The sequence below is a fragment of the Streptomyces sp. NPDC057438 genome, assembly GCF_042802995.1.
Taxonomy (GTDB): Bacteria; Actinomycetota; Actinomycetes; order Streptomycetales; family Streptomycetaceae; genus Streptomyces.
The window spans coordinates 1-11269 of record NZ_JBHVDD010000149.1; the positions used below are offsets into that span (position 1 = coordinate 1).

12 protein-coding genes and 2 pseudogenes are annotated in these 11269 nt (G+C 69.2%); 8 read left to right on the forward strand and 6 right to left on the reverse strand.

Going from position 1 to position 11269, the window contains the following annotated elements:
• Positions 1-457: 457 nt before the first annotated feature.
• The gene (locus ACFU5F_RS40850; protein WP_383898567.1) at positions 458-1087 is read right to left on the reverse strand and encodes a type III effector protein; all 630 of its coding nucleotides are present in this window, start codon (positions 1085-1087) and stop codon (positions 458-460) included.
• Positions 1088-1215: 128 nt separating this feature from the next.
• On the opposite strand from ACFU5F_RS40850, the gene ACFU5F_RS40855 reads away from it, so the two are divergent.
• From ACFU5F_RS40855 to ACFU5F_RS40870, 4 genes are all read left to right on the forward strand, one after another.
• Positions 1216-1647, forward strand: coding sequence for an Hsp20/alpha crystallin family protein (locus ACFU5F_RS40855; protein ID WP_383898569.1), 432 nt, complete (start codon positions 1216-1218; stop codon positions 1645-1647).
• Positions 1648-1747: 100 nt separating this feature from the next.
• Positions 1748-2143, forward strand: coding sequence for a DUF2267 domain-containing protein (locus tag ACFU5F_RS40860; protein WP_383898571.1), 396 nt, complete (start codon positions 1748-1750; stop codon positions 2141-2143).
• 57 nt (positions 2144-2200) lie between these two features.
• Entirely contained in the window at positions 2201-2656 is a 456-nt protein-coding gene (locus ACFU5F_RS40865; RefSeq protein ID WP_383898573.1) for a DUF2267 domain-containing protein, read from the forward strand.
• Between the two features lie 263 nt (positions 2657-2919).
• Entirely contained in the window at positions 2920-3216 is a 297-nt protein-coding gene (locus ACFU5F_RS40870; RefSeq protein WP_383898575.1) for an ANTAR domain-containing protein, read from the forward strand.
• A gap of 706 nt (positions 3217-3922) precedes the next feature.
• Here ACFU5F_RS40870 and ACFU5F_RS40875 read toward each other — a convergent pair.
• Entirely contained in the window at positions 3923-4393 is a 471-nt protein-coding gene (locus ACFU5F_RS40875; protein ID WP_383898576.1) for an SPW repeat protein, read from the reverse strand.
• Positions 4394-4511: 118 nt separating this feature from the next.
• Here ACFU5F_RS40875 and ACFU5F_RS40880 point away from each other — a divergent pair.
• Together ACFU5F_RS40880 and ACFU5F_RS40885 are read left to right on the forward strand one after the other, a co-directional pair.
• Positions 4512-5052 (forward strand): annotated as a pseudogene (locus ACFU5F_RS40880) (hemerythrin domain-containing protein).
• A 310-nt stretch (positions 5053-5362) separates the two neighbouring features.
• Positions 5363-5635 carry a hypothetical protein gene (locus ACFU5F_RS40885; RefSeq protein ID WP_383898577.1) on the forward strand — a complete coding sequence of 91 codons (273 nt, stop codon included), beginning with the start codon at positions 5363-5365 and terminating at the stop codon, positions 5633-5635.
• A 958-nt stretch (positions 5636-6593) separates the two neighbouring features.
• Here the strand turns inward: ACFU5F_RS40885 and ACFU5F_RS40890 are convergent.
• Entirely contained in the window at positions 6594-6854 is a 261-nt protein-coding gene (locus tag ACFU5F_RS40890) for a hypothetical protein (RefSeq protein WP_383898579.1), read from the reverse strand.
• A 111-nt stretch (positions 6855-6965) separates the two neighbouring features.
• On the opposite strand from ACFU5F_RS40890, the gene ACFU5F_RS40895 reads away from it, so the two are divergent.
• Positions 6966-7580 (forward strand): TetR/AcrR family transcriptional regulator, encoded by a 615-nt coding sequence (locus ACFU5F_RS40895; protein WP_383898581.1) that lies wholly within the window; start codon positions 6966-6968, stop codon positions 7578-7580.
• A gap of 57 nt (positions 7581-7637) precedes the next feature.
• On the opposite strand, the gene ACFU5F_RS40900 is transcribed toward ACFU5F_RS40895, so the two are convergent.
• The 3 genes and pseudogenes from ACFU5F_RS40900 to ACFU5F_RS40910 all read right to left on the reverse strand — a co-directional run bounded on the left by ACFU5F_RS40900 (position 7638) and on the right by ACFU5F_RS40910 (position 10356).
• Positions 7638-7814 (reverse strand): type IV toxin-antitoxin system AbiEi family antitoxin domain-containing protein, encoded by a 177-nt coding sequence (locus ACFU5F_RS40900; RefSeq protein WP_383898582.1) that lies wholly within the window; start codon positions 7812-7814, stop codon positions 7638-7640.
• Positions 7815-8031: 217 nt separating this feature from the next.
• A pseudogene (locus ACFU5F_RS40905) lies at positions 8032-8363 on the reverse strand (IS5/IS1182 family transposase); the annotation flags it as partial.
• A 568-nt stretch (positions 8364-8931) separates the two neighbouring features.
• The gene (locus tag ACFU5F_RS40910) at positions 8932-10356 is read right to left on the reverse strand and encodes an FG-GAP and VCBS repeat-containing protein (protein WP_383898584.1); all 1425 of its coding nucleotides are present in this window, start codon (positions 10354-10356) and stop codon (positions 8932-8934) included.
• Positions 10357-10609: 253 nt separating this feature from the next.
• On the opposite strand from ACFU5F_RS40910, the gene ACFU5F_RS40915 reads away from it, so the two are divergent.
• The gene (locus ACFU5F_RS40915) at positions 10610-11137 is read left to right on the forward strand and encodes an SMI1/KNR4 family protein (protein ID WP_383898585.1); all 528 of its coding nucleotides are present in this window, start codon (positions 10610-10612) and stop codon (positions 11135-11137) included.
• The last annotated feature ends 132 nt before the right edge of the window (positions 11138-11269 follow it).

Here is an 11269-nt window from a genome sequence, read left to right on the forward strand (position 1 = left end):
TCCTCGCCCGCACCACCGGACCGAGCGGGAGGCGCGGCCGCTGTTATCGCTGTTAATCCCCGTCGGAAAGACGCAAGACGGGTGTGGGGGCGCACCGGTCACCGGTGCGCCCCCACCACCATGTCCGGGCGTCTCTCACGTCCTGTACACACAACTGGTTGTATCGCCGGTCTTCTCCGGGGGTACGCGCCCGGTCAGGCCCGGGGCCGGTACCTGTGCCGGAATGGGAACCCTGGCACCTCCAGCAGGAACCAGCCTCGGGCCGCAGCGTCAGCAATCTTCACCGACGGTCCAGTGTTCGACGGTCCCGATGGCAGAGAAAGTGCTGCTATAGACCTGCCGCAAGGAAATGGGCGTGAGAGCTGCTGACGGGTGAGCGGGCAAGCCGTCGTCACACCCGATCCGGAAGAGCGACAGGCCCGGCGTCGCCGGCGGGCCGCTGGATCGTGGACTCGTACTACGGGGTGGTGAGGGTGTCGAGCCGGGCGGCGAGGTCGGGGTGGGCGGCGGCCAGGTGGGGTCGGGTGGCGGTCAGGGGGGCGATGAGGTCGGCGGGGTCGTCGTGGGCGAGGGCCGCGTGGAGCTCGCCGACAGGGCGACGGGCGGAGGGGGGAAGGTCGGTGAGGGCGGTGATCTGGCCGGCGAGGCGGCGCAGGTCGGCCGCGTTGCGGCGGGCCCAGGTGGCGGTGCTCCGTTCGGCGGCCCGGGCCTGGCGGGTGGCCGTCACGCGCTGCTCGCCGGTGGTGCCGGCCGGGCCGGGACGGCCGCGCAGGTAGCGGCGCTCGGCAGCCTGGCGGCTGGCGACACCCAGGGGGTGGGCGAGGTCGGCCCAGCTGGCTCCCGCGTCGCGGGCTCTTTCGATCAGGCCGGTCTCCCATCCGGCGAGCTGCTCGCGGAGCTGCCGCAGCAGCATCAGGGAGGCCAGTGCCTGCTCCGGGCCCGGCCCGGTCTCGGGAACGTTCGGGGCCTCGTACCGGGTGGCGCGCAGGGCGTCGTCGATGGCGTGAAGGGCCGCCGCGGCGGCGAGGAACGACGCCGGGCTGTGGGTGTCGGCGCTGGCGGGGGACGGCTGGTCGGCAGGGGTCACGGGCACCTCCCTATGATTGTCATCTTCCTGATGACACCAGAATTGTCATCCATTCGATGACATGTTACAACGGTGTCAGTGAGGCGCATTGGCAGCAACTGCCTGAAACTGCTGGAGGTGTTTTCACGATGTTGATGCGCACTGACCCTTTCCGGGAGCTGGACCGGCTGACACAGCAGCTGATGGGCCCTGGTACCTGGTCGAAGCCGTCGGCCATGCCGATGGACGCCTACCGCGAGGGCGACGAGTACGTGGTGGCCTTCGACCTGCCCGGCATCACCGCGGACGCGATCGACATCGACGTCGAGCGGAACATGCTCACCGTCAAGGCCGAGCGGCGGCCGGTGGCGAAGGCCGACGACCTGCAGATGGAACTGTGCGAGCGGCCGCTGGGCGTGTTCTCCCGCCAGATCGTGCTTGCCGACACCCTCGACACCGAGCACATCAAGGCTGACTACGACGCGGGCGTGCTCACCCTGCGCATCCCGATCGCCGAGCGCGCCAAGCCCCGCAAGATCTCTATCGGCGTCGGATCAGGCCACAAGGAGATCTCTGGCTGACGTCGGCCGGACAAGTGCGGAGGGACGGGCACCCGGTCCCCTCACCCCGCCCTCCGCACCCTGTGGGCAGTCCGAGAAACAAGGAGGGATGGCGGTCGGCATGACCCTGCGACGCGAAGCGTTCCTCGACCACGTGAAGGAACGCGGCGAGTACGGCACTGCGGAGGAGGCCCAGCGCGCGGCCCGTGTGGTGCTCGCCCTGCTCGGCGCGCACCTGGTCGGCGCAGTCCGCGCCGAGCTCGCGGCACGGCTGCCGGAGGACTTCGCCCTGATTCTGCTCAGCCCCCTGCAGAGCGCCGAGCCGCTGCCACCGAACCGTTTCGTCCGGGCGACCGCTGCCTGGATCGAGGGCGCCACCGAGCAGACCGCCACCTGGGACGTCAGCGCCGTGCTGTCCACGGTCGCCGACACGGCCGGCGAGGACCTGCTGGGGCAGATCCTGTTGCAGCTCCCCGTCGGCTACGACCTCCTCTTCGGCCGCCCCCAGCCCACCTGACCCATACCTCGGTGCCGCACACCGGCACCCTGGCTCCCATGAAAGGCATGCACCGCAGTGATCACCGACGTGCGCGAACCGCTTGAGCACCAGCACTCGCACTCGCACTCGCACTCAACGGCGTACGTGCAGATGTTGGAGAAGGTCCGCTACGAAGGCGCCTACCCCACCCGTGAGCGAGCCGACGAAGCCGTCCGCCTGGTCCTCTCGGGCCTGGGACGCCAGCTCACCGGCGACGAACGCGTCGATCTGGCCGCCCGCCTGCCCCTGGAGGCCGCACGTGTCCTGACCGCGCAGATCCCCGACACACAGCCGCGGACCGGATGGGCCTTCGTCAAGGACCTCGCCGCCCGCTCCGGCGCCTCCCTGGCCACCACCCGCTGGGACACCGGCTCCGTCTTCTCCGCCGTCGCCGCCCACGCAGGCCCCGACCTCGTCACCCGCATCCTCCACCAGCTCCCCACCGGCTACGCGCTGCTGTTCGGCCGCGCCGAACTCACCCCGGCCGCGTAGACGAGTCGTGCCCTTTCAGCGCCGGGGAGCGTCGGAGACGGCGGCGCGTGCATGGTTCGTCAACTGCAGCGGGCGCGCGTGAGAGAGGCGTGGGCGGCCACCCGGGCATGGGTTGGGACAGCAGCCCCTTCGGTCCCTTCGCCGCCGCGGCGGCGAAGGGACACCGTCGGCATCGGCTGCAAGGATGCAGGTGTAGAGGTCACGGTGCAGTTCGGGCGGGGCCGGCGTGCGAACGCCCCCGTCTCCGGATTCCGAGGATCACCATGCATGCGCCACACGAACCGTCCACCCCTGATGATCAGGGGCCCGGTGCGAAGACCGCGCGGCTGGAAGAGGAGAACGCCCTGCTACGCCAGGCGGTCGACTCACAGGCGGCGATCGGTCAGGCGGTCGGTGTGCTCATCGCGGTGCACCGGGTGCCCGCTGCCGACGGGTGGGACCTGCTGCGCCAGGTGTCGCAAAACGCCAACCTCAAGCTTCACACCGTCGCCGACGAGGTCACCGGCTGGGCTCTGGGTTATCGCAGCTCTCGAATCGACGCTCCCCCAGGGGGTGCGTGAGACGCAGGAGGCGATCGTCAGCGCGATCACCGGCACGGCACCTCGGACCCTGCTGCTGAGGTGTTGCGACGCGGCACGGCCCGGCAGCTGCAGTCCACCGGCCGCACCACCCCGCTGCCGCAAGCGACCGCCCACGTTCTCGCCGGGCTGCTGGCCCCGGCCGGACACGTTGCCGCCCCTGGACGGGCTGGACGTTCTCCGCCGGGCGGGGCACGGACGAGACCTTGAACGTGGCCCTGTTGCGACCCGAGCTGGTCTCGGAAGTCGGCGCCGACGTCGCCCGGGACTGTGCCGGGCGCTGGCGGCACCCGACCCGCCGGTTCCGCGCCCGGCCCGACCTCTCCCCCGACGACTCGCGCTCTCGGCAGCGCTGGATAACCGCCGCTGTCCCACGCCTGCGCTCACGACCGGGCCACACCCCGCACCCAGACGCCCAGGCAGTGCAGAACAGCAGGCAGCACTCCACCGGTGCGCGCGGCAGCCGCGCCACTCGATCCACCGGTCGTCGTCCAGGATGCTGTCGGGGTCCTGGACACCCACGCCCTCGAGGAACGCCACCAGATCGTGACCGCTGTAGGCGGTGCCGAGGATCTCGTCCCGGCCCTCTATACGCACCGTGTCTCTCCGGCCGCCGGTGCGGCAGGGCGGATGTACGACGATCGGCGCGCTCTCCCTAGAGAGGGGTGGAGGGGCACACGCCCGGGTGTCAGCGGGTTGTCCGATCGGTGCGGCCGCGCTCGCTCCTGTCGGTCTTGCTGGCCGCCGCGCTCGCCGCCAGTGCGAGCAGCAGTGCGATGACGCCGACGATGATGTTGTTGACGATGGTGCGTGTGGTGTCCACCTCTCCCGCCACCACCCAGGGGGCGAAGACGGTCCAGGCGCCGAGCAGCGCGGCCGCCCATGCCCGGGCGTGCGTGCGCTCGTAGGCGTGGCCGAACCCGCTCAGCAGGAACGCGTACGCGATACCGGTGATCAGGTTGTTGATGGCCAGGGTGTTGAAATCGTTGAAGCCCGCGATCCAGGGCGATGCGGCCAGGTACAGGCCGGTGATCAAGGCCATCGCTTCTACGGCCTGCCCCTGCTGGGTCGATGCCGCCCGCTCGGCGCGGGCGTGGCGCTCGCGCATCTCCTGGATGTCCGGGTGCGACTCCAGAGTGCTCTGGGTCCGTTCGGTCATTACCCGCCTCCTTCGAACAGGGGTCCACGATCCACGCGTCCCCGGGATTCAGTTCCGGGTACCCGCTAAAGAGACCTAAACCCGGATATATCGCACAAAAATCGGCAGCTCGCGCGAAATGGTGGCGCTGCTGATGCGGCAGCACGGCGACATCCCGCAACCTCTTCGACGAGGTCGAGGCGAGCAGCAGCGAGGAACGCCGCGACGCCTTCCGCCGTCTGGTGCGGCTGCTGGCCGTGCACGAGACCGCCGAGGAGGAGGTCGTCCACCCCCTCGCCCGGCGAGCCTTGCCCGGCGGCGCGGAGGTCGTCGAGGACCGGCTCGCCGAGGAACGAGCGGCCCAGGAGACGCTGGCCGCGCTGGATGACATGGACACCGACGACCCGAAGTTCATGCCCATGCTGACGAAGCTCCGCAAGGACGTCCAGGAGCACGCGCGGGCCGAGGAACGCTACGAGTTCACCGACATCCGCCGCAGCACCGACGCCGGCAACCTGGCCGCCATGGCCAAGGCGGTCTAGGCCGCCGAAGCCACGGCACCCACCCGCCCCCACCCGGGCACCGAGTCTGGAGCGGCGAGCATGGCGCTCGGATCGGTCGCCGCGCTCATGGACCGCACCAAGGACGCGGTACGCAAGGCCATGGGCAACGACGGCTGACGGTCAGCGTTGACGCGTGCGGCCCCGCCGGTGGACGGGGCACCACCCGTCAACGCCGCCCGACGCTCGACCGCGTCGGCGGATCAACCCGTCAGACGACCGAGGAGGCGGCGCGCAGCAGAGTGGTGGCCGGGCCGATCGCTTCGGGGCCGAGCCGCACTGGGGATGCGGTGTGGAGGCCGTGAGCTGCTGTTTTGTGCAGAGGATGGCCCGCCGTGGCCTCTGGGGAGTGCATGCGCAACACTGGTTAGCGTGACCGGTTTAGGGTATTTCGTCAGAGAGAATCCCCCAGCGTGAATGGAGTGCCAGCATGGTCATCAAGAGACTCCACGACATGGGCATCCGCAGCGAACACGCCTACACCGCAGCCCTCGCCTCCATCGGCCTCTCCGTCGCCACCTGGATGCTGTCTCTCAAGGCCGAACCCGTCGGCGGACTCGCCCGCGCCGACCGGTGGGGAATCTTCGTGGGCGAATGGGCGCCCACCTTCTTCGGTCTCGGCGTCGCCCTCTCCCACTACGAACAGCAAGACGGCACCCTGACGGCCTCCGTGCACGAACTCCGCGAACAGAAGGCCAGCTGACCGGTGGGTCGCCCTCGGGAGCCTGCGGGGCACGCGCCCAGCGTCGCCTCTCCCTGACGAGGCTGCCAGGGAGGCAAGCAGGAGAAGGGAGCCCAGAGGCCTGTATCGCAGCCTTCGGACTCGCCTGATCTGCGCTTCCCTGGCCGCCCGCTCAACTGGCATTTGCACAGGTCACACCGAGGATGACGATACAGGGAGGCAGGTGGGGAGAACTCCCCACCTGCCTCCTACCCGTCGGCGGCCTACCCTTGATGACGCTCCGGCACGTGTGTCGACACACCCAGTCCGCCAACCAGGACGAGGCCGGCAGCCGGGCGGTCGACACCCCACCCACGCTCAGCGAACGCCACGCGAAGGCCTGACGTTGTGTGTAGGTTCTCAGGCTCGGCGTCATGTGAAGAGGCTGTGGCCTGCTTTTTGTCAGGGCGCTCTCAGGGTGTCTCATGGCGTGGCCAGAGCCTTCTGTCTCACGATCGTGTCAGATTCTCCGCGGCGTCCCGCGAAGAGGTATGGCCGCTCAAGGCTCGCAAAACGCGCGGGCTGCGGAGGTGCCAAGCCCGCGAACCCCCGTCCGCAGACTCCGAGTTCACTACACGCAGCCCGTTGATCTGCGCAGGCGATCCGACGCCCCGCCCACGGGGACAGTCCGCACCCCGCGCCAGGTCCTCGCCCTCGAGGGGCAACTGAGTAAGGAGGGCCCGCGAGACGCAGTTCGCGCTCCTCACGCCGCGCGAGGACATCGACTGAGCCGCCCGCTGTGCGCAGAGGGCGGAGCCACCGGCATTGGTTCCGGCCCTCTGCGCGTGACTGTAGCCGTGTCGCGGCAGGGGGTCTGCATCGACCTCGCCTAGGTCGGCGCCCCGGTCTGCCTGGTCACGACAGCGACCCTCGCCCATGAAGCCTTGGACCGGAGAACACACCCGGAGCATCCCAGCTCGCCGATCGGCCTAACGGCTTCTCACAGGCGACGGTCCGCCCACCTCCTCGCGTAATGACGGCGCGCCGCCATTCCCAGCAGGGCCAAACCCGCGAAGCCGACCAGGAGAGTCGCCCACTCAGGCATATGGGCTGCCCGCAGGAGACCGGCGACGCCAAAGCTTGTATCCCACCCCGCCTCCGTGATGGCGGAGCCGAAGCCCTGGATCACCAAGATGGCACCGAACAGCCACAGCAGCCCCTGACCTGAGCTGCCGTCCGTCCTCTTGAGCTGCTTCGCCATGACGAGCCTTCCCTCCCGGTGTCTAACGCATCATTCCGATGCGGTCGCATCACATCGTGCAGCGGAACCGGATACGATGCAAGTGCATCAGAACGTGGGAAGGAGTAAACCGTGCCCAGGCAGGTCGACTACGAGGACCGACGCCGACGGATCGCCGAGGCGGTCTGCACCCTGATCGCGCGCTCGGGCATGGAAGCCGTCAGTCTCCGCGACGTCGCGGCCCAGGCCAACGTGTCCATGGGCGCTGTCCAGCGGTGCTTCCGCACCAAGCAGGACATGCTGCTCTTCGCGCTGGAGCACATCTCCCACCACGTCAGCCAGCGCGCCAACCAGCGCATCGCCGCCACGTCCACCCCCCAGGCCGCGTCGACCCTGCTGTCCCACACCTTGGCCCAACTCGCCCTGCTGGATGAGGAATCGAAGACACAGGCTCACGTCTGGCTGGCCTTCATCACGCATGCCCCTGCCAACGAGAAACTGGCCACCGTCCTGCATGACACCTATGCCAAGCTCCACGGCCTCATCGCATGGCTCATCCGCTACGGCCAGGACACCCAGGAAATCCTCCAGCACCTCGACCCCGATCGCGAAGCACACACGCTCCTCGCCCTGGCCGACGGCCTCACGGTCCACGTCCTGGCAGGCCACCAATCCCCGGCCACGGCGCTGGCCACCCTCCAACGCCACATCGACCACCTGCTGGAAATCACACCCGACCGCGGCTGACGCCTCCAGCCCAACACATCGACATCGCACCAGTCCGCGCAGCCCACTGAGAGGGCTTTAAGTCCGTTTCTGGTATCGGCCCCGTCCGGGTTGTTCGAGGAGTCCCTGGCAGACGAGTCGTCCCAGGCGGGAACGGGTGACGTTGATCGAGGGCTCGTCGGTGGGCAGGCCGAGGTGTGCGCGCAGATCGCGGACGCGGAACACCTTCCCGGGTTGCTCGTTGAACGCGGTCACGATGCGCTGGTAGACGGTGGCGGTGGTGGTCTCCGCGGGGGCTGTTGCGTGATCGGGAGGGGTGAAGCCGTCGATGACCTTACGGGTCGCGGTGAGCTCGGCCAGGCGGGGCCTCGGCGAGGGCGGTGGTGAGCCGCGATCTGCTCGCGCAGGCTGTCGGTTCGCAGGGCGGTCTCATCGTGTTCGGTCTGGAGCAGCCGCAGGCGTTCGCTGACGTTCACGCGGCCGGCTCCACGTCGTCCCGCCAAGCGGATGTAGGGGTGGTGAGGCGGCGGAGCACGCCGGCGGTGGAGGCCCAGTAGACACGGGAGGCCGCATTGTCGGGCCGGTGGTCGTAGTCACGGGCGAGGCGCCGGTGCAGCATGAGGGTGCCGTTGACCTGCTCGACCACCCACCGCTTCGGTTGCGGCACGAAGCCTCTGCCCTCGTCGCTGGCTTGCGTCGGACCACCTCGACGGTGATGTCCTTCACCGCGCCGTGAATGATCACGGCGTCTTTGAAGCCCTGGTCGACCAGGACCTCTTCCAGGCACATCCTGCATCGTTCGGCGACTGAGCCAGACCAAGGTGCGCACACCGGCATGGCCAGTATGCCGCCGACAGACCATGATGGCGTACGGTCGCTGATCCGGCTGTCGGGCCGAGTGCTCTGGCTCGCCGGCTGCAGACGCCTGCACCGCCACGAGCGCAAGGCCGAACACTTCCGGACCTTCGTCGGCATCGCCGCAGCCCTCATCGGCTCCTGCCGACTCACCAACAGAAACGCCCTTTCAACGCCGGTTTTCGTTCCGATGTTCCTCAGCTCCCAACACGCCCGTACCCGTAACCCACGATGCCCAAGGCGCCCCAGGACCTTCGAGTCCTGGGGCGCCTGGTGCGCGGCACCCTGTAACAGGTTGGTGGACTTCACAGAACACGCCGCCCATTCGGCGCCGAGAGCCGGGAGATGGCCGAGTGCCGTGCGGGCGTGTTGTGGCAGACCGCCCCGTGGTGTGCGTCCTGACGTTTGTCCTGGCAGCCGCCTCCGGCATTCCTGTCGCCGGATCGCTCACTGGGCGCGACCTCGGGCGGTACGTAGCGCGTCGTGCTGCGGATTTCGAGGTGAGGGTGGCGGGTGGTTAGTTGGGCAGTTCGGCCCAGAACTTGGCGAGGGAGGTGAGGTTCAGGTTCTTGGCGTCGAGGAGGAGGGAACCCTTGCCTGTGGGGCCCGAGGAGGTGCCGGGGAGAATATGCAGACGGCCCGCCGAGTGGGCGGCGGCGACGAGTTCGGCCCGGCCGTCCCGGGTGAAGTCCCGCAGGAGGAGCGACTGCCCGAGCCCGGCGTCGTTGCGTTCGTCGGGCTCGCCCTCGACACCGGCCGTGGCGTAGTCGTATAGGCGGGCCCTTTTGCCGGTGAGGCCCGCCTTGCCGCCGCGCACGACCGTGACACCACCCATGCGGAAAAGGCTGTCGCCGATCGCCTCGCCCGGGGCGCCGATCGCGAGATCGGGGTACCCGTCGCCGTCGGTGTCGCCGGCCGACACGTCGCTGCCGAAGGTGTCGGAGGATTCCGGAGAGCCGGGCACTCCGGGCGTCGCCTGGGTGATCCGTCGAGGCGAGCGGCCGGGGCCGGTGGACGTGCCGGGGAAGACGTACACCGTGCCGCCCTTGCCCGAGCGGCGGCTGCCGAGCGCGAGGTCGCCGTAGCCGTTCCGGTCGAAGTCGGCGATGGCGGCGCTCGCCTCCGTCAGGAGGTTGGCACCGTCGGGCAGGGGCATCCTCTTGGTTCGCTTCGGGGCACCAGGGCCGCCCTTGTAGAACCAGACGCCGTTGCCCTCCTTGCCGATGCCGTGGGCGTCCCAGTCCCAGCCAAGCACGGCAAAGTCGGTCGTGCCGTCCTTGGTGACCATCCCGGACACCACGGTGTACGACTCGATGTGGTCTCCGTGGGTCGGGTCGAGGTTGGTAGCCTTGCCGCGCTTGCCGGACTCGGTGAACGGGCCCCGCAGATACCAGATGTTCCGTCCGTCGACCGCGACGACGTCCTGCTTGCCGTCCTTGTCGAAGTCGCCGACGGCCAGGTCGTACGCGAAGCCGCGATCGCGGTACTGCGGGTTGTGGTAAGAACTTCCCGTGGTCAGACCTGACTTCGAGCCCCACAGGACGGTGAACGTGCCGTTGTACCGGCCGTCGTTCTCGCCGGGAGCCGTCGCCAGGACGTCCGCGTAACCGTCCGAGTTCAGATCCGCCGTGGTGATGGTGGTACCGAAGTGGTCCGACGCCTCCGCGGCGCCTGGAATGCCGGGGCTGTTCTGTGAGACGACCGTGCGTCGGGCCGGGTCGAGTCCCTTGGCCGTGCCCCAGATGACGATGACGGCGCCCGCCCGCTTCTTGCCGTCGATCGTGGCACCACGGTCACCCACGGCGAGGTCGCGCCGGCCGTCGCCGTTGAAGTCGTCGGCGTGCTTGGCAGGGGCGGCGGTGGCGGTGGGCGTGGGGAGGGCCGGAGCGGCTGTCAGGAGGGCGGTGGTCAGGACGGTCAGGGGGAACGTGCGCTTGCGCAAGGTGAGGGACTCCGTGGCGGGGGCGGGAGGGCCGGCGTCCTCGGCAGACACGGGCCCGGGACCGGATTCTCCGGCTGTCAGAGAGGTTGCCGAACAGGAGACTGATGAAGTGGCGGGAGAGTTGTGCGGGAGTTCCGGGAAATCTTGGGGTGGTTGCGGCCCATACAGCGGCACCTGAGGTGGCTTCCAGGGCGGCCACCACAGCTGCGGTGAATACAGGGCCGTTGTCAGTGGCGGCGGCTAGCCTGCGGGCATGATCGAGACGACCGGCGACGACCGCCGCTTCCCGCCCGCCCTGGCCGCCGTCGCCCAGGTGGAGTTTGACTACGACGACGGCGAGGGCGTGGACTTCGAGCCCTACGACGCCTTCGAGTCCGCTGAGGAGACCACCGACTGGATCCGCAACTGGACCGGCAACCACGAACTGGACGGCGACGCCTACCGGGTCTTCGGACAGGACGGCACCGGCGGCCTCGTCGCCCTGTGGCGTGTGAGCCCGGGCCGGCCCCTCGCCGAACAGCCCGTGGTGTTCCTGGGCTCGGAGGGCGGGCGTGGCGTCGTGGCCGGCAACCTGTCCGACTTCCTGTGGCTGCTGGCCGACGGCCTCGGCCCGATGGAGGTCGTCGAGTACGAGCAGCGCGAAGCGCGACCGAACCCGGCACTGACCGAACTCGCCGAGCGCCACGCCACCACGGCGCGCCGACCCGCCCGGGACATCATCACCGAGGCACAGGCCGAGTTCCCGTCCTTCTCGGAGGACCTGGACAAGCTCTGCCGTTGACGCGATCCCTCCAATCGGGTTGCGTGACTTCCTATCGACGCAGCAGAACGAAACACACATGACACGCGCGTGTCGCCGCCTGTAGTCCGGCCTTGGGGATCAGTGGACCAGCCGTTACGGCTGGTCCACTGA

Bases quoted from the DNA above. Each gene is read 5' to 3' on its own strand.
- ACFU5F_RS40855 (WP_383898569.1), top strand. From the start codon at position 1,216: ATGTTGATGCGCACTGACCCTTTCCGGGAGCTGGACCGGCTGACACAG.
- ACFU5F_RS40860 (WP_383898571.1), top strand. From the start codon at position 1,748: ATGACCCTGCGACGCGAAGCGTTCCTCGACCACGTGAAGGAACGCGGC.
- ACFU5F_RS40870 (WP_383898575.1), top strand. From the start codon at position 2,920: ATGCATGCGCCACACGAACCGTCCACCCCTGATGATCAGGGGCCCGGT.
- ACFU5F_RS40875 (WP_383898576.1), bottom strand. From the start codon at position 4,393: ATGACCGAACGGACCCAGAGCACTCTGGAGTCGCACCCGGACATCCAG.
- ACFU5F_RS40885 (WP_383898577.1), top strand. From the start codon at position 5,363: ATGGTCATCAAGAGACTCCACGACATGGGCATCCGCAGCGAACACGCC.
- ACFU5F_RS40890 (WP_383898579.1), bottom strand. From the start codon at position 6,854: ATGGCGAAGCAGCTCAAGAGGACGGACGGCAGCTCAGGTCAGGGGCTG.
- ACFU5F_RS40915 (WP_383898585.1), top strand. From the start codon at position 10,610: ATGATCGAGACGACCGGCGACGACCGCCGCTTCCCGCCCGCCCTGGCC.